This is a genomic window from Streptomyces sp. 2114.4, assembly GCF_900187385.1.
GTDB lineage: Bacteria > Actinomycetota > Actinomycetes > Streptomycetales > Streptomycetaceae > Streptomyces > Streptomyces mooreae.
The window spans coordinates 7037420-7053921 of sequence record NZ_FYEY01000001.1; the positions used below are offsets into that span (position 1 = coordinate 7037420).

The window sequence follows — 16502 nt, forward strand, 5'->3', positions numbered from 1 at the left end:
CCACCACGTGCTTTACTGCGCCGCGTGGCCCCTACAACGACCCCAGAGAAAAGCGAAATACCCCTGCGCTCCCGGATATTCGCCGATCTGACCCCGCTGCGCGTCTCCCCGGATTACCGCCGCCTGTGGTGCGGCAACACCATCTCCTGGATGGGCCAGCAGATGACCGCGCTCGCGGTCTCCCTGCAGGTCTACACCCTCACCCACTCCACCTTCGCGGTCGGCCTGGTGGGACTGTGCTCACTGGTCCCCCTGGTCGTCTTCGGGCTGTACGGCGGCGCCATCGCCGATACCGTCGACCGCCGCAAACTGGGTCTCTACAGCGCCGCGGGCGCCACCGCGATGTCCCTCACCCTGGCCGGCGCCGCCCTGGCCGGATACCACCGGGTCTGGCTGCTCTACACCGTCGTCGCCTTCCAGGCCGTCTGCTTCGCGATGAACTCACCGGCCCGCTCGTCGATGATCCCGCGGCTGCTGCCCACCGAACAGCTGCCGGCCGCCAACGCCCTCAACTCCCTGACCAGCAACCTCGGCATGATGGGCGGGCCGATGCTGGGCGGGGTCATCGTCGGTCTGTGGGGTTACCAGGCCGCCTATCTGATCGATGTGGCGGCCTTCAGCGGCTCGCTGTACGCGATGTGGCGGCTGCCGTCCATGCGGCCCGAGGGGGAGGGGCCACGGCGCCGGGCCTCCGTACTGGACGGCCTGCGCTTCCTCGCCACCCGGCCGAATCTGCGGATGACGTTCCTCTCGGACCTGGCCGCGATGGTGCTCGCCCAGCCGCGCGCCCTGTTTCCCGCGGTCGCGGTGCTCTGGTTCGCCGGGGACGCCAAGACCGTCGGCCTCCTGGTGGCCGCGCCCGCGGTGGGCGCCGTACTGGGCGGGCTGTTCTCCGGCTGGCTCGGCGGGATCCGCCGGCACGGCCTGGCCATCCTGATCGCGGTGGCCGCCTGGGGCGCTGCCATCGCCTCCTTCGGCCTCTCCCGGCAGCTGTGGCTCGGCCTGTTCTTCCTCGCCGTGGCCGGTTGCGCGGACACCATCTCGATGGTCTTCCGCAGCACCATGCTGCAGGCCGCGACGCCGGACGCGATGCGCGGCCGGCTCCAGGGCGTCTTCATCGTCGTGGTCGCCGGCGGGCCGCGGCTGGGCGACTTCCTCGCCGGATCCATGGCCGATCTGACCTCCCCGGCCACCACGGTGATCGGCGGCGGCCTGGCCTGTGTCCTGGTGGTGACCGGCCTGGGCCTCGGCCGCCGCGCCTTCGCCCGCTACGACGCACGGGATCCGCAGCCATAGCCTGCCTTTTCCTCTCCGGTGGCCGAGCGCCCCGGGGCGCCTTTGAACGCTCCGGTTGGCCGACGTGACGTTCCTGTGAGGTTCACCGGCATGGTGCGGCGACGGGCCGGCACCGTGTCGGCGGGATGTCGGCCGGCCGGCGGGACTGTCGGTGATCCGTGGGCGACGTGTCGGTGGCCGCTGGAACCGTGAGTGCCGAGTGGCCCGGCAAGCAGCCGCAGCCCTCTTCACCGGTAAGGGAGTCCCGTCACCATGTCCTCCGCATCCCCCACCCCGCCATGGAGTGTCCAACGGCTGCCGCGTGCCGATGGCCGCGTCTTCCTGGTCACCGGCGGCAACGCCGGCATCGGGTACTTCGTCGCGGAGCAGTTGTCGGCAACCGGCGCGACCGTCGTCCTCGGCAGCCGGAATCCGGCCAAGGCCGAGGCCGCCACGGCTTCGATACGTGCGCGGGTCGCGGGTGCGCGGGTGCGGGCCGTACGGCTGGACCTCGCCGGCCTCTCGTCGCTGCGTACAGTCGTGGAAGCACTGGGCGTGGACCGCCTCGACGCGGTGGTCCACAACGCCGGTGTCGCGCTTGACGACCCGCCGCGCAAGGAGACCGGGGACGGTCACGAGCTGATGTTCGGCACGAACCACCTCGGGCACTTCGCGCTGACCCGGTGGCTGATGCCGCTGCTGTCAGCCGCGCCGGCCGCCCGCGTCGTGACCATGGGCAGCTTCGCGGCGAAGTCCGAACGGCTCGACCTGGACGACCTGCAGTCCCGGCAGGACTACCGGCCCAAGCGCACCTACGGACGCTCCAAGCTGGCTCAGATGTACTTCGGCGTCGAACTCGACCGCCGCCTGCGCGCCGCCGGCAGCACGGTGGCGAGCGTGGTGGTCCACCCCGGCGGCGCGCTGGACTCCCTCACCCCCTCACGGCCACCGGTCCATGTGCGAACCACCGGCGCACGGCTGAGCGCGGCACCTGCGGCTCTCCTCGTCCAGGGCAAGCACGCCGGTGCGTGGCCCGCGGTCCGGGCGGTGCTCGACCCGGCCGTGCGCGGGGGCCAGCTGTGGGGACCGCGCGTCTTCGGCCTGCGCGGCGAGCCCCGACGGGAACCGGTGTGGAACCACCTCGCCGACCCCTCCCCGGCGGCGCGGTTGTGGGACGCGAGCCGTGATCTGACCGGGGTCGACCCCGAGGGGATGCACTGAGCCACTGGCCGAATCGACGGTGGTGTCACTTCTCGGCCGTTCCGGGCTTTCCGCCGAGGGAATCCTGAGGGATATCCGCGTGGGTGCGCGAGTCCTTGACCAGGTCGTCGCAGAAGGCAGCGACATCGCCGCCGAGGAGTTCAAGGACTCCCTTGCCGGCCGCCACGCCCTCCTCGAAGAAGTCGACAATTCCTGAGAGCAGGCGCCCGTCAGGCAAGTCGACCGGTCCGACCTTGAAGAGGTACTTCTGGATCTCCTTGTAAACGATCTGGTAGTCCGGCGGCAGCGCCTGGACCCGCGCCAGGTGCGCCCGCCACTGCTGCTTGCCCTGGATGATGTCTTGGATGCCCATGTCAGCCCCCTAGCCGGCCCAGTTTCCTTGCGACGTTCCTGTTCAACTGCTCGCGCCACCGGTCGCGATGGCTCCGGGCCCCTTCTCCGCCGGTCAGCGCCACGCAGAAGCCATTGATGTCGTCGCCGAGCACCTCGTGAACGCTCTGCCCCTCCGCCGCTGTTTCTTCGAGCAGCCCCAGGACGCCGTCAAGAATCGGCATCAGGTTGCGACCCGTGAAGTCCGAGTGGGGGGAGAGGTGAACCTTGATCTGTTCCCACGCCGCCCGATAGTCGGCCGGCAGTGCCTCGGCCCGGGCTTCGAACGCCTTGCAGTCCCTCGTGAGGTCGCTGCCCGTAATGGTCTCCCAGAAGTTCATCGCCCGCCCTCCTTGAGCATGTCGATTCGTGAGGAGAGGTACTCCCATTTCGCCCAGAACTTCGCGAGTTCTTGGCGCCCTGCGTCGTTGAGCGCGAAGAACTTGCGCGGTGGACCCAATCCGGACGGTCGTTTCGTCACCTGGACGAGCCCGTTCCTCTCCAGTCGCACCAAGATGGTGTAGATCGTCCCCTCGACGACGTCGGTGAAGCCGAGTTCGTTCAGCCGACGCGTGATGGCGTACCCGTAGGTCTCCTCGCTGCCGATGATGTGCAGCACGCAGCCCTCAAGCGTGCCCTTCAGCATCTCCGTCAGATCGTCCATCGCCGGTCCTCTTCGGTTCTCCTGGGTACTGCGTAGCACCGAGTACTGCTACAAAGTACCACGGAGTAGCGGGTCAAGCGCCCGGCAAGCGGCGGCAGGCGGCCGTGCCCGCCGTCAGTAACGGGTGAGGGCCGTCGGCCCGTGCGCCGTGCCGAGGGCGATGTGCGGGTGTGCGGACGGCCGGATCCAGGACAGGATTCGTGCCATGGACCCGGCCGGTACGGAGACACAGCCGGCCGTGGCGCCCTTCCCGTTGACATGGAGGAAGATCCCGGCGCCGCGGCCGTGCACCGGACGGTGGTAGTTGAAGCCGATCACCAGGGCCCGGGCGTACTGCGTGGGATAGTCCGCCAGCCGTTCGGACTCACCCGCCGCGCAGTCCGGCGGCAGCGGCGCCACCCAGCGGTTGTAGGAGGCGGAGGCGTTGTCCTCGCACCACCAGGAGTCCGCGCCGGCCCGGCGGTACGGCGCGCCGGTGCCGGGCGGCGGCGGGGCGGTCCCGAAGGCGAACGGCAGGTCGTACAGCCCGGTCGGGGTGGTCGAGGTGCCCTGCACCCGGGTACTGCCCTCGGTCAGCCCGCCGGCCCCGAAGCGGGCCGGCGCCCAACCCTCCTGCCGCCAGCGGCCGTTGCGCCGCTGCCACCACCGCACGGTCCCGGTGGTGGAGCGAGTCGTGGGCGCACGGGCGGTGATCAGTTGCTCGCCGCCGCCGGTGTCGGCCATGAGGACGGGCAGGGGGATGTGGTGGACGGGAAGGGGCGCATGGTGGACGGGAGCGGTGGCGGACGCGTCGGCCGCCGGGGCGGCCGCGGCGAGCGCGAGCAGCGCCAGGGCGAGCCCGGACAGCGACGCGGCGGCCCGGCCCCGGGACCGGACCGCGACCCGCACCCTCCCTACGGTCCGGACCCTCCGCTCCGTCCGGACCCTCCGCGCCGCCCGCACCATGCGCCCGGCCGCGGCCGGGCTCCCGCCCGTCACCAGGCGCGTCATCCTCGTACGCATCATGGGCATGACCGCAATCTAGAGCGCGAAAGGCCCGCCCGGCGCCGCCCGATCAGGTCATATACGCCGCCCCCGGGCCGTGCGCAACCCGTCCGAGGCAATCCGCCGTGCGCGGGGGCCATGGACGGGCGAAACTCGGGTACGGGGGCTCATGTGCCACTAGCCATCTCAGTCTGGAGGCCCACCGTGCAGCGGCAACCGCATACGCGCAGTGAGCGCACGCTCGACCGCGATCCGCAGCCCACGCCCCCGGATCCGGGAGGCCCGCCGCCCGTCCCGGACCCGCTTCCCGGCCCACCGAGCCCGCCTGGGCAACCGGATCCCATTCCGCCGGAGCCGTCGCCGATACCCCGTCCGCCCGGACCCGATCCCGATCCGGTCCCGGAGCCGTCCCCGCAGCCGTCGCCGCTCTCCTAGGAGAGCCGCCCGGGCCTGTCGCCCCCTTCACCGGGGGTACCCCGCTCCCGCACCCACCAAGGAGGTGCTGATCATGGCCATCGCCACGGTCAACCCGGCCACCGGCGAGACCCTGAAGACCTTCGACGCCCTCAACGAGGGTGAGATCGAAGATCATCTGGTTCGGGCGGACCAGGCCTTCCAGGAGCACCGCACCACCAGCTTCGGCTACCGCAGGGAGCGGATGCTCGCGGCCGCCGACCTGCTCGATGCCGACCAGGACGGCATCGCCCGCACCATGACCACCGAGATGGGCAAACCGCTGGCCCAGGCGCGTGCGGAGGCGGCGAAGTGCGCCAAGACCATGCGCTGGTACGCCCACCACGCCGAGGCGCTGCTCGCCGACGAGCACCCCGATCCGGCCGATGTGAGCGACTCCGGCGCGATCCGTGCCGTGGTGCGCTACCGCCCCCTCGGCCCCGTCCTCGCGGTGATGCCCTGGAACTTCCCGCTCTGGCAGGTCGTACGGTTCGCCGCGCCCGCCCTGATGGCGGGCAACACCGGGCTGCTCAAGCACGCCTCGAACGTGCCGCAGACCGCGCTCTACCTGGAGGAGCTTTTCCGGCGCGCCGGTTTCCCCGAGGGGTGTTTCCAGACCCTGCTGGTCGGGTCCGGCGCGGTCGAGGACATCCTGCGTGACCCGCGGGTGGTCGCCGCCACGCTGACCGGCAGCGAACCGGCCGGCCGCGCGGTGGCGTCCATCGCCGGTGACGAGGTCAAGAAGACCGTCCTCGAACTCGGCGGCAGCGACCCCTTCCTCGTCCTGCCCTCCGCCGACCTCGACAAGGCGGTCCGCGTCGCGGTCACCGCCCGTGTCCAGAACAACGGACAGTCGTGTATCGCGGCCAAACGGTTCCTGGTGCACCAGGACATCTACGACGCCTTCGCCGAGCGGTTCACCGCCCGCATGGCCGCGCTGACCGTCGGCGACCCGATGGACGAGCACACCGACATCGGACCGCTCTCCAGCGAACAGGGCCGCTCCGACCTGGAGGAGCTTGTCGACGACGCGGTCCACCAGGGCGCCACCGCACTGTGCGGCGGCCGGCGGCCACCCGAGCACAGCGCCGGCTGGTTCTACGAGCCGACCGTGCTGTCCGGCATCACCGAGGGGATGCGCATCCACCACGAGGAGGCGTTCGGCCCGGTCGCCACGCTCTACCGCGTCGCCGACCTCGACGAGGCGGTGCGCCTCGCCAACGACACCCCGTTCGGCCTCAGTTCCAACGCCTGGACCCGGGACCCCGAGGAACAGCAGCGCCTCGCCCGCGACATCGAGGCCGGCGGTGTCTTCTTCAACGGGATGACCGCCTCCCACCCGGGCCTTCCCTTCGGCGGGGCCAAGCGTTCCGGCTACGGGCGGGAGCTGTCCGGGCACGGCATCCGGGAGTTCTGCAATATGACGACGCTGTGGTATGGGCCGGAGGAGTGACCCGGCGGCTGAGGAATGAGCCGGAGCCGGCGGAATGACCCGGTACCGGAGGAGCGAGCCGGCACCGCGGGAATGAGTCGGAAACCTGGCCCGGCACCTGAGAGCTGAGCCGGTGCCGGGACCTGAGGCAGGAACCCGGGTCGGCGCCGCAAACCCCGAGCCGCAAACCCCGAGCCGCGAACCTGAGCCGGTGACAGAAGACCGAGCCGGGTGGCGGAAACGGTCGCCCCGGGAGGGCGCATGTGCCGGAGCGGTTTGCGTCATGGACGTGAAGGTGTACGTTCCGGTCAGGTCGAGTCGGCCAACGGCCAGGTTGGTCGGCTCGGCCACTGCCGGGCCTCATGTGGAGGCTCATTCCCCGGATCCAGCAGATGAGTTGACGGGCCGTCATCCTGCCGGGTTCACCGCTCCGGGGCGGGCCCGGTGTTCACCACACCGCCTCCTGGCCGTCCGGTACCGCGAACTCACACCACAGTGCCTTGCCCGCGCCGCGCGGTTCGGCGCCCCATTCGTCCGCCAGCGCCTCGACCAGCATCAGCCCGCGTCCGGAGGTGGCGGTCTCGCCGGGGCTGCGCCGCCGCGGCCACCGGCTGGAACGGTCCTCGACCTCCAGCCGGATCCGGCGCGGGGTGCCCGGCAGGAGCTCCATGGAGACCAGGGCGCCGCTCTCGGTGTGGGTCAGTGCGTTGGCGATCAGCTCGGAGGCGGCGACCTCGATGTTGTGCATGACGGCGCCCGCCCGCCACTGGTCCAGCGTCCGGCGCAGCGCGGAGCGGACCTCCGCGGTGCCCGACGGGTCGGCCTGATGGACGTGCAGCCGCAGCCGCGGGGTGGTGACGGCACCGGAACCGGGCAGCCGGTGCAGGAGCAGGAGGGCCATGTCGTCCTCGGAGCCGGGGTCGGCCCACAGATGGTCCGAGAGCCGGTCGGCAAGCGCCTCCAGGTCCGTGGGCCCGGTGCGGACCGCCGCGGACAGCGCGTCGATACCGCGGGAGATGTCCTGGCCGGGCTGTTCGACCAGGCCGTCGGTGCACAGCAGCAGCGTCGACCCGGGCTCCAGGAACAGCTGGGTCTCCGGGAAGTGGTCGTGCCCGAAGACCGTGGCCAGGCCGAGCGGCAGCCCACCGCGGACCTCGGGCCAGTCGATGTGCCGGGAGCTGTTGCTGATCAGCGGGCCGAGGTGGCCGGCCCGCGCGAGGTGCAGCGCTCCCGATTCCATATCGGCCTGGATGTACGTGCAGGTCGCGAACCGCTCGGTGTCCAGCTCCGCGAGGAACCGGGACGCCCGTACCAGCACGGTCTCCGGTGAGTGCCCCTCGCTGGCGTAAGCCCGCAGGGCGATCCGCAGCTGGCCCATCACGGCGGCCGCATGGGTGTCGTGGCCCTGTACGTCGCCCACCACCAGTCCGGTCCGCCCCTGGGGCAGTGCGATCACGTCGTACCAGTCGCCGCCGATGTCCCGCCCGACGCTCGCCGGGTGGTAGCGGACGGTGACCGCGCCGCCTTCGATGGGCGGGAGCCGGCGCGGCAGCATCGTCGCCTGCAGCCCCGTCGCGAACTCCCGCTCCTGGTCGAAGAGGGTCGCCCGCTGCACCGACTGCGCGACGACACCGGCCAGCGCCAGTGCCAGGTTCCTGGCCTCCGGCGATTGCACCGCCGGCTCGGCGTTGAACAGCCCCAGTGCCCCGATGACGGCGTTCTGCGCGACCAGCGGCAAAAACGCCGCGCTGCCCGCGGGGAGCACCCCGGTGTACGGGCGCAGTCGCGGGAAGCGGGCGATCAGCTCGCCGCGGGTGCTGAGGAAGATGGGGCGCCGCGAGCGCGCCGCGTCCGCCAGCGGCAGGGTGTCGTCGAGCCGCGAGGTCATCATGTTGTCGGGCACCTCGCCCTCCAGCCCGGCGGTGGCGATGACCTCGAACCGGTCGTTCGTGACCAGGCCGAGGACCAGCCCGTCCGCGCCGAACCGCCGGGCGCCGCCGGGGCCGGTGAGCACCCGGGTCACGTCCTTGACCGACAGCGCACGGGCCAGCGCTGCGGTGGTCTGCTGCACCATCACCGTCTGCCGCTGCCGCTCCTGCTGGAGCGAGCGCAGCAGCGCGGAGTCCGCCAGTTCGCTGGTCGCCTCCCGGACGATGCCGATGACCCGGTACGGCACCCCGTCCGCGGTGTGCAGAATCCGGCCCTGGGAGTGCGTCCAGCGCTGGGTGCCGTCGCGGCACTGGACCCGGAAGTAGGCGCCGTAGGACGAGTGGCCGTCCAGCAGGGCCTGGGAAAGCGCCTCGTCCAGCCGCCGGCCCTCCGCCGGCGGCACCCGCGTGACCAGGGACGCCGGCGCGCCGTCGTATTCGTCCGGGCGCAGATCGAAGACGTCCATGGCACCGGGGTCCAGATCCATGAAGCCGCGGTCCAGGTTCCAGTCGAAGGTGCCCATCCGGTTGAGCGAGAGCCGTTCGCGCAGTCCGATCGGCTCATGGCGCGACACCGCGGGCGCGTCCTCCTCGACGAGGCGCCAGTCCCGGTTGGACCGGGGGTCGTAGCCCTCGTCGAACGGGTGCGGGGGGACGTCGGTCATGGCGTGCCACGTCTGGGGGCCGGGCGGCGCGGGACCTCCACACACATGCGTCGCAGGACCTCCGGGTGCGTGCGTCGCAGAACCTCCGCACGCGCGCGTCCGCGGCATCGGCGCATCGCGGCAGCAGCCGGCGACGCCGGGCCGAGCCTGCCTCGTGCCCACGGTCGCGGGCCGTTGACCGGGGCCGATATCCACCGGAACGCGGCCATGCGCTCACCCTAGGCGCGGGCCGGAAGCCCCGCATGTCCGGTGCTCCGGATGCCGTCCAGGGGGACGGAAGAGGGGGACGCGCCCGGTGGGCACCCGGCCGGCGTCCGGTCCCGCACAGCCGCCGTCCGGTCCCGTCCGGTGAGCCGTCCCGGGCAGGCCCCCCGGGACGGCCCCCGGCTCTCAGGCGGGTGCCGGCACCGACGCGACCGGCCGGGTCTGCCGGGCGCGGTGCCGCAGAGTGGCCTTCCGCGTGGCCACGTCGACCGTGTACGCATCGATGGTCAGCCGCGCGCCGGACACCTTCAGGACCATGAACCCGTGGTCGGAGAAGTTCTGCCAGGCCGCCGGGTTGTGGAAGTGCGCCGTGCCGTCCTCCGTCTTGGCCGACGCACCGCACACCACCTGCCGGGTGCCGCCCGTACGGGCCGTGGGCTCCAGGATCTGCAGCGTGTGGTCGTGGCCGGACAGGATCAGATCGGCCCGTCCGCACACCACCTTCTCGTACATGTCCTTCAGGTGGACACCGCTGGTGTAGTTCCCGATCTCGAAACCGTCATAGGAACCGGCGCTGCCGTGCTTGCCGTTGTTGAGGTACGGGTGGTGTCCGATCACCACCTTCCAGCGGGCCCGCGAGGCCCGCAGCGCACCGTCCAGCCAGCTTCGCTGCTCGCGCATGTACGGTCCGTCCCACCGGTAGTGGGGGTCGAGCTGGGCGACGTACGACGACCACGGGATGGTGTCGATCGCGAAGAACTCCACCAGCGGCTCGGCGGCCGGCAGCGGCACGCTGTAGTAGCGGCTCGGCATGTACCAGCGCCGTGAGGTGGCGGCATAGGCGACCTCGCGGTCACCGCGCGAGGGGTCACCGCCGCTGCCGGGGATCAGCCCCGAGCAGTCGTGGTTGCCCAGCACCATCAGCCAGGGCACATCGATGCCGCTGTTCGGCTTCTCGAACTTGTCCTGGAATTCGGAATCATCATCGGACTCCGGGCCGTTCTCATAAATATTGTCGCCGAGACCCACCGCGAGGCCGATGCCCTCGGCCTTGCAGACATCCCGCGCGGCGGACGCCACCGCATACTGCGCCTCGTCCCCCGTCCCCGCGTCACCGGTGACCAGAATCGCGAACTCGCCGTCACCGTTGGGGTGTTCGGGGAACGGGAAGGCCCCGGGGGGCCGACGGCGGGGCGCGGCGGACGCGGGCGACTGGCCCGGCGACGGCAATACCGCGAGCGCCGCACCGGCCATCGCACCGCCCAGCAGGGTCCGCCGGTTCACCCACTGCGGAACGCGCCCCGTCGTACGCACCGGCGTCCCCCCGGCCGTCGCCGCCGAGCCGGTCCGCAGCCACTCCCGCTCGGTCATGTCCGCCTGCGGCGGGATCATTTCGTCTTCACACATGCCTGGTTTTCTTTCACGACCGGCAGAGGTGATGGTGACGAAATGATGAAGCCGGGGTGGACGTATGGCGATCACGAGTTCTGCGGCTACGCACCGGTAACAAAGCGTATTCCAGGGGCCATCAGGCGGTGAGCGGATCGCCGGACCAGACGGTGAGAGCGTGCACCGGCCGCCGTGAGGGGGAGGCCCGGACCTCTCCCGGCAGTGCGGGTTCAGTGCACCCTCACGGGTTCGCCAGGCGCCGGAGCGTCCGGCCCAGGTGGCGCGCGTACCGGCGCTGGAACACGGGTACCAGCGGGCCGGCGAGCCGGGTGACCGCCCGGGCGGGCCGGCTGAAGGCGGTCACGGTGAACCACACCGATCCGTCCGGACGCAGCTCGGCGACGAACGCCTCCTCGCCGCACTCGGGATGCCCCTTCCTCGCCCCGTACCCGAAGCCGATCCGGTCCTCCTCGGTGACCGTCCACACCACGCTGCACGGCGCCCGCAGCCGGAACGGGCCGATACCCAGCGACACCTCGACGCCCACCCCCGGCGCGGCCCGCGGGGCATCGCACCGGATGCGGGCACCGGCCGCGCGATGCATCCGGAAGCTGGTGATCGCCTCGCCCGCCGCGCCGAGCACCGCCGGCCCGCGGCCGATCCGCAGCTCCTCGTGGAGGTGGTGGTAGCCGGGCGGCAGAGGAGTGCGCAGAGTGCCGCCCTGCTCGGGGTAGTTCAGGTCGGTCATGGGACGGGCTCCTCGGGGGCGGACGACGGGCGGACGGACGAGTGACGGGCGGGCGGGGGAGGCGACGGTGATGCGGAGAACCGTAAGCGAGACGGTGCTGCGAGGACCGTAGACGGTGCTGCGAGGACCGTAAGTGATCGGCCACGCTCACGGCCGCCGGTCCGGTCCGCTCGGGGCGCTCTCGCTCGACGGGCCGAGCCCCTGGGGGCAGACCCGGCCGGGCACCCCTGACTCCCGTCTGCTCCTGGTTCCCGTCCGCCCCCTGACTCCCGTCCGGCACCCCCTGACGCCCGTTCAGCCCCCGGGCTCCCCGTCCGGCGCCCCGTGCCGCCCCGCCCCCGCGGCGAACCGGGCCGCGCCCTCCAGTGACTCGGCCAGCACCGCCTGGCCGTGGCGGAGTTCCGCGGCCATCGCCGACTGTTCGTCCCGGCCTTCCTGGTCCAGCAGGGAGGCGCGGTCACTGCGCAGGCACGCCTGGGGGAAGCGGGCGATCTCCGACGCCAGCAGTTCCGCCTCGGCGCGGGCCGTGCCGGCCGGTACCACGCGATGGACGAGGCCGATGTCCAGGGCCTCGGCGGCCGGGACCGGGCGCCCCGTCAGTACCAGGTCCATCGCCCGGCTCGCGCCGATCAGCCGGGGCAGCCGTACCGTGCCGCCGTCGATCAGCGGCACTCCCCAGCGCCGGCAGAACACCCCGAAGACGGCATCCTCCTCCGCCACCCGGAGATCGCACCACAGCGCCAGCTCCAGGCCGCCGGCCACCGCATGGCCGGCGACCGCCGCGATCACCGGCTTGCCGAGCCGCATCCGGGTCGGCCCCATCGGCCCGTCCCCGTCCGGGGCCACCCGGTTGCCGCGCTCGGTGCCGACCGCCTTGAGGTCGGCACCGGAGCAGAACGTCCCGCCCTCGCCCCACAGGACCGCGACCCGTGCGCCGTCGTCTTCGTCGAACTCCCGGAAGGCGGCAGCGAGTTGGGCGGCCGTCGCGCCGTCCACGGCATTGCGTGACGCGGGCCGGGAGAGCACCACGGTCGTCACCGGCCCGGCGCGCTCCACCCGTACGGACATCAGGCCCCGCTCCCCGCCGCGGCCGCCGGGCGGCTGCGTTCCAGGATCGCGGTCAGGTCGGCGCCGGCCGGCAGGGTGCCGAAGGCATTGCCCCACTCCCCGTCGAGCCGCGAGGCGCAGAAGGCGTCGGCCACCGACGGGTGGCTGTACCGCACCAGCAGCGACCCCTGCAGTACCAGTGCCATCCGCTCCGCCAGCGAGCGCGCCAGCAGCTGTGCCTGCTCCGGATCGGCGAGCCGGCCGAGCATCTTGCGGACCCCGGCCACCGCCGCGTCCAGCCGGCGGTCGGCGCCCGCCGCGGTCTCCACCTCCGCGAAGAACGCGTCCAGCGCGGCCGGCTCCTTGCCCAGCGCCCGCAGTACATCGAGCGCGGCGACGTTCCCCGAGCCCTCCCAGATCGACAGCAGCGGCGCCTCCCGGTAGAGCCGTGGCATGCCGGAGTCCTCGACGTAGCCGTTGCCGCCCAGGCACTCCAGCGCCTCCGCCGCATGGGTGCTGCCCCGCTTGCACACCCAGTACTTGCCGGCCGCCAGTGCCAGCCGGCGCAGCGCGGTCTCGCCGGCGTCCCCGGCCTGCGACCGGTCCACCGCCGTTGCCAGCCGCATCCCCAGCACCGTCGCCGCCTCCGACTCGACCGCCAGGTCGGCGAGCACCGAGCGCATCAGCGGCTGCCGGTCCAGCTCCCGCCCGAAGGCCTGCCGGTGCGCGGTGTGGTGCAGCGCCTGCCGCAGCCCCGCCCGCATCCCGGCGGCCGACCCCAGCACGCAGTCCAGCCGGGTCATGTTCACCATCTCGACGATGGTCCGCACCCCGCGTCCCGGTTCACCGACCGGCCAGGCCACCGCCTCGTCGTACTCGATCTCGGAGGACGCGTTGGAGCGGTTGCCCAGTTTGTCCTTGAGCCGCATCAGCCGCATGCCGTTGAGCGTGCCGTCCGGCAGCACCCTCGGGACCAGGAAGCAGCTGAGGCCTTCCTCGGTCTGTGCCAGTGCCAGAAAGACGTCGCTCATCGGCGCGGAGGTGAACCATTTGTGGCCGGTGAGACGGTAGGTGCCGTCGGCGGCCGGTACGGCGCGGGTGGTGTTGGCCCGTACGTCGGAGCCGCCCTGCTTCTCCGTCATCGACATGCCCGCGATCAGACCCGACTTGGTCAGCGGCGCCCGCAGCCCGAAGTCGTAGCTGCGGGCGGCGAGCAGCGGCTCGTACTGCGCGGCGAGATCCGGGGCGGCGCGCAGCGCGGGGACGGCGGCGTACGTCATCGAGACCGGGCAGCCGTGCCCCGCCTCGGCCTGCGACCAGACGTAGAACTTCGCGGCGCGCACCAGATGCGCCCCGGGGCGGTCGTCGGCCCAGGGCGCGGCGTGCAGGCCGTGCTCCACCGCGACGGTCATCAGCTGATGCCAGGCAGGGTGGAAGGCGACCTCGTCGATGCGGTGCCCGAAGCGGTCGTGGGTGTGCAGCCGGGGCGGCTGCTCCTCCGCCCAGCGGGCCTGTTCCTGCACCTTTGGGGAACCGGCCAGCGCGCCGAGCTCGGCCACTTCCCGGGTGCCCCACTCGGCGCCGTCCCGGACCAGCGCCTCCCTCAGGGCCGGTTCGTCCGCCGCGCTGAACCCGGTCAGTGGCGGAGCCTGATTCACGACTTCATGAGTGACGGTCATACGTCGACATTACAGAATCAGGACAGTCGAGGGAAGCTTGTAATGTCACGCGGATTGTCATTGCGCTGTCATGTGCGGTCACGCGGAAGGGTGCCCTGTTGACCGGCGTCGCTACAATCTCCTGCACATATGAACGACGACGCCACCGGAACCCCTCACGGCACCGGTACCTCTGACGCCACCGAGGCCGCCGCCCTCGCGCTGCGGCCGCTCACCGCACGTTCGATCGTGCTGAGCACTCTCCTCGGTCACCACCCGCCACGGCTGCCCGCGCGCGCCCTGGTGCGGGTGGGCGAGCTGTTCGGCATCGCCGAGGGCACCGTCCGGGTCGCGCTCTCCCGCATGGTGGCCGCCGACGACCTGCGCCAGGACGACGGCTCCTACGCCCTCACCACCCGCCTCCTGGCGCGCCAGGCCCGGCAGGACGAGAGCCGTTCACCGAGGACCCGGCCCTGGAACGGGGACTGGGAGATCGCCGTGGTCGCCACGGCGGAGGGCCGGCCGCCGGCCGAACGTACCGCCCTGCGCCAGGCCATGGCGGCGCTGCGGCTGGCCGAACTCCGCGAGGGCAGCTGGCTGCGCCCCGCCAACCTCGACCGGCCCCGCCCCGCCGTCGTCACCGAGCAGTGCACCTGGCTCACCGGCGTCCCGGACGGCGACCCGGCCGCGCTCGCCGCCCGGCTGTGGGACCTGACCGGATGGGCGCACCGCGCCCGCGCCCTGGCCCGTGCCCTGGACCGCGCCGACGCCCCCGCCGACCGTTTCACCATCGCCGCGGCCGCGCTCCGCCATCTCCTCTCCGACCCGCTGCTCCCCGCCGAGCTCCTGCCCGGGGACTGGCCCGGCGACCGGCTCCGCCGCCGGTACGCCGCGTTCGAGACCGACCTGCGCGATCTGCTGCGGCAGTACCTGGCCGGCTAGGGAGTGTCCTGTGGAGCAGCCCGTCCCGGCTCGGCGGCGATCGCCTCGTATCACGCCGCTCCGCTGTCCGCTTCGCGCGCAGTTGTGTGCAAAGTGTGTAGCGCGGCCGGCCCGGACGAGGTGCCGTCGTGACCCCCGCGAGCTGCGATTGCGAGCGAATCGGAGTCAGTACTTTTACCAATGTTTACCTGCCGGACACCATAGTTGGGCCTACTGAGGCCCGACTTGTCAGACAACCGTCGGACAGGTGCTCACCCCCCACGTGCATCCCCTGTGTGGCCCCGCATGAATCCCCCTCAACCCTCTGCGCGTACCCCTGGAGAGACCGTGACCGTGTTCCCGCCGAGGACAGCCGTCCTCACCGGCGTCCTCGCCATCCCCGCCGCACTCGCCCTCAGCGCATGCGGCGGGGCCTCCGACGCGAACACCGCCGACGGAAAGAACGCAGCCACCGCGACCACGGCCGAGGCCCTGGGCGGCGTCGACGCCCTGGCCGAGGCGGCCAAGAAAGAAGGCACCCTGCATGCGATCGCCTTGCCCCGCGACTGGGCCAACTACGGCGCCCTGATTGACGGCTTCACCAAGAAGTACGGCATCAAGGTCGAGGTCGAGAACCCGCAGGGCGCCAGCCAGGACGAGATCAAAGCGGTCACCTCGCGCAAGGACCAGGGCAACGCGCCCGACGTCCTCGACCTCGGCAGCTCCTTCGCGCAGAGCGCCGCCCAGGACGGGCTGCTCGCGCCGTACATGGTCACCGGTTTCGCCGACATCCCCGATGTCCAAAGAGACTCGATCGGCCGCTGGGCGAACGACTACGGCGGCTATGTCTCCTTCGGCTGCGATGCCAAGCGGGTGCAGACCTGCCCGACCAGCTTCAAGGATCTGCTCCAGCCCCAGTACAAGGGGAAGGTCGCGCTCAACGGCGACCCCACCACGGCGGGTTCGGCCTTCGGCGCCGTGTACGCGGCGGCCCTCGCCCGCGGCGGCTCCTTCGAGGACATCCAGCCCGGCATAGACTTCTTCACCAAGCTGAAGAAGGACGGCATTCTCACGCCCGTGAAATCCACCGCGGCCACCATCGCGAAGGGCCGGACGCCGATCAGCATCGACTGGGACTACCTGAACGCCGGGTACACCGACGCGCTCAAGTCCAAGGGCATCGACTGGAAAGTCACGGTCCCCACGGACGGCAAGTTCTCCCAGTACTACTCGCAAGCCATCAACAAGGATGCGCCGCACCCCGCGGCCGCGCGCCTGTGGCAGGAGTACCTCTACAGCCCCGAGGGCCAGAACCTCAGGCTCAAGGGCTTCGCCCGACCGGCCCTGATGGACGCCATGAAGAAGGACGGCAAGCTCGACAAGACCGCGGCGGCAAAGCTGCCGAAGGTCTCCGGCACGCCGAACTTCCCGACCGAGACCCAGCAGAGCAACGCCAAGCTCGCCATCACCCAGAGCTGGGGCGGGTCCGCCTCCCAGTGACCGGGGGCCGCACCCGGACCGCCGTGGTGCCCGCCGCTTCTCAG

At 71.8% G+C, this 16502-nt stretch carries 14 protein-coding genes; 5 read left to right on the forward strand and 9 right to left on the reverse strand.

Annotated features, from left to right (window positions below; all coding sequences use genetic code 11):
* The first annotated feature begins 24 nt into the window (after window positions 1-24).
* Together CFW40_RS31080 and CFW40_RS31085 are read left to right on the forward strand one after the other, a co-directional pair.
* On the forward strand, window positions 25-1296 hold the full coding sequence (locus CFW40_RS31080) for an MFS transporter (RefSeq protein WP_256331189.1): 1272 nt from the start codon (window positions 25-27) through the stop codon (window positions 1294-1296).
* 252 nt (window positions 1297-1548) lie between these two features.
* The gene (locus tag CFW40_RS31085) at window positions 1549-2496 is read left to right on the forward strand and encodes an SDR family NAD(P)-dependent oxidoreductase (RefSeq protein WP_088801096.1); all 948 of its coding nucleotides are present in this window, start codon (window positions 1549-1551) and stop codon (window positions 2494-2496) included.
* A 25-nt stretch (window positions 2497-2521) separates the two neighbouring features.
* On the opposite strand, the gene CFW40_RS31090 is transcribed toward CFW40_RS31085, so the two are convergent.
* From CFW40_RS31090 to CFW40_RS31105, 4 genes are all read right to left on the reverse strand, one after another.
* Window positions 2522-2848, reverse strand: a complete 327-nt coding sequence (locus CFW40_RS31090; RefSeq protein ID WP_088801097.1) for a DUF1048 domain-containing protein — start codon at window positions 2846-2848, stop codon at window positions 2522-2524.
* 1 nt (window position 2849) lies between these two features.
* On the reverse strand, window positions 2850-3206 hold the full coding sequence (locus CFW40_RS31095) for a DUF1048 domain-containing protein (RefSeq protein ID WP_088801098.1): 357 nt from the start codon (window positions 3204-3206) through the stop codon (window positions 2850-2852).
* Window positions 3203-3529: a PadR family transcriptional regulator gene (locus CFW40_RS31100; protein WP_088801099.1), complete on the reverse strand. Its 327-nt coding sequence runs from the start codon at window positions 3527-3529 to the stop codon at window positions 3203-3205. Before CFW40_RS31100 ends, CFW40_RS31095 begins: the two co-directional genes overlap by 4 nt.
* Before the next feature lie 114 nt (window positions 3530-3643).
* Window positions 3644-4417 (reverse strand): L,D-transpeptidase family protein, encoded by a 774-nt coding sequence (locus tag CFW40_RS31105; protein WP_256331188.1) that lies wholly within the window; start codon window positions 4415-4417, stop codon window positions 3644-3646.
* Between the two features lie 604 nt (window positions 4418-5021).
* Here CFW40_RS31105 and CFW40_RS31115 point away from each other — a divergent pair.
* Entirely contained in the window at window positions 5022-6419 is a 1398-nt protein-coding gene (locus CFW40_RS31115) for an NADP-dependent succinic semialdehyde dehydrogenase (protein ID WP_088802485.1), read from the forward strand.
* A gap of 427 nt (window positions 6420-6846) precedes the next feature.
* On the opposite strand, the gene CFW40_RS31120 is transcribed toward CFW40_RS31115, so the two are convergent.
* The 5 genes from CFW40_RS31120 to CFW40_RS31140 form a co-directional block, all read right to left on the reverse strand.
* Window positions 6847-8991 carry a SpoIIE family protein phosphatase gene (locus tag CFW40_RS31120; RefSeq protein ID WP_088801101.1) on the reverse strand — a complete coding sequence of 715 codons (2145 nt, stop codon included), beginning with the start codon at window positions 8989-8991 and terminating at the stop codon, window positions 6847-6849.
* 390 nt (window positions 8992-9381) lie between these two features.
* Window positions 9382-10602 carry a metallophosphoesterase gene (locus tag CFW40_RS31125; RefSeq protein ID WP_088801102.1) on the reverse strand — a complete coding sequence of 407 codons (1221 nt, stop codon included), beginning with the start codon at window positions 10600-10602 and terminating at the stop codon, window positions 9382-9384.
* A 223-nt stretch (window positions 10603-10825) separates the two neighbouring features.
* The gene (locus CFW40_RS31130) at window positions 10826-11332 is read right to left on the reverse strand and encodes a DUF1990 family protein (protein WP_088801103.1); all 507 of its coding nucleotides are present in this window, start codon (window positions 11330-11332) and stop codon (window positions 10826-10828) included.
* A 294-nt stretch (window positions 11333-11626) separates the two neighbouring features.
* Window positions 11627-12400, reverse strand: a complete 774-nt coding sequence (locus CFW40_RS31135; RefSeq protein WP_088801104.1) for a crotonase/enoyl-CoA hydratase family protein — start codon at window positions 12398-12400, stop codon at window positions 11627-11629.
* The gene (locus CFW40_RS31140; protein WP_088801105.1) at window positions 12400-14058 is read right to left on the reverse strand and encodes an acyl-CoA dehydrogenase family protein; all 1659 of its coding nucleotides are present in this window, start codon (window positions 14056-14058) and stop codon (window positions 12400-12402) included. Before CFW40_RS31140 ends, CFW40_RS31135 begins: the two co-directional genes overlap by 1 nt.
* Before the next feature lie 129 nt (window positions 14059-14187).
* On the opposite strand from CFW40_RS31140, the gene CFW40_RS31145 reads away from it, so the two are divergent.
* Window positions 14188-14979 (forward strand): PaaX family transcriptional regulator C-terminal domain-containing protein, encoded by a 792-nt coding sequence (locus CFW40_RS31145; RefSeq protein WP_088801106.1) that lies wholly within the window; start codon window positions 14188-14190, stop codon window positions 14977-14979.
* Between the two features lie 327 nt (window positions 14980-15306).
* Window positions 15307-16458 carry an ABC transporter substrate-binding protein gene (locus CFW40_RS31150; protein WP_088801107.1) on the forward strand — a complete coding sequence of 384 codons (1152 nt, stop codon included), beginning with the start codon at window positions 15307-15309 and terminating at the stop codon, window positions 16456-16458.
* Window positions 16459-16502: the final 44 nt, after the last annotated feature.

Excerpts from the sequence above, each read along its gene's own strand:
- CFW40_RS31135 (WP_088801104.1), bottom strand. The coding sequence starts at position 12,400 with ATGTCCGTACGGGTGGAGCGCGCCGGGCCGGTGACGACCGTGGTGCTC.
- CFW40_RS31100 (WP_088801099.1), bottom strand. The coding sequence starts at position 3,529 with ATGGACGATCTGACGGAGATGCTGAAGGGCACGCTTGAGGGCTGCGTG.
- CFW40_RS31095 (WP_088801098.1), bottom strand. The coding sequence starts at position 3,206 with ATGAACTTCTGGGAGACCATTACGGGCAGCGACCTCACGAGGGACTGC.
- CFW40_RS31120 (WP_088801101.1), bottom strand. The coding sequence starts at position 8,991 with ATGACCGACGTCCCCCCGCACCCGTTCGACGAGGGCTACGACCCCCGG.
- CFW40_RS31130 (WP_088801103.1), bottom strand. The coding sequence starts at position 11,332 with ATGACCGACCTGAACTACCCCGAGCAGGGCGGCACTCTGCGCACTCCT.
- CFW40_RS31090 (WP_088801097.1), bottom strand. The coding sequence starts at position 2,848 with ATGGGCATCCAAGACATCATCCAGGGCAAGCAGCAGTGGCGGGCGCAC.
- CFW40_RS31125 (WP_088801102.1), bottom strand. The coding sequence starts at position 10,602 with ATGTGTGAAGACGAAATGATCCCGCCGCAGGCGGACATGACCGAGCGG.
- CFW40_RS31085 (WP_088801096.1), top strand. The coding sequence starts at position 1,549 with ATGTCCTCCGCATCCCCCACCCCGCCATGGAGTGTCCAACGGCTGCCG.
- CFW40_RS31145 (WP_088801106.1), top strand. The coding sequence starts at position 14,188 with ATGAACGACGACGCCACCGGAACCCCTCACGGCACCGGTACCTCTGAC.
- CFW40_RS31115 (WP_088802485.1), top strand. The coding sequence starts at position 5,022 with ATGGCCATCGCCACGGTCAACCCGGCCACCGGCGAGACCCTGAAGACC.
- CFW40_RS31140 (WP_088801105.1), bottom strand. The coding sequence starts at position 14,058 with ATGACCGTCACTCATGAAGTCGTGAATCAGGCTCCGCCACTGACCGGG.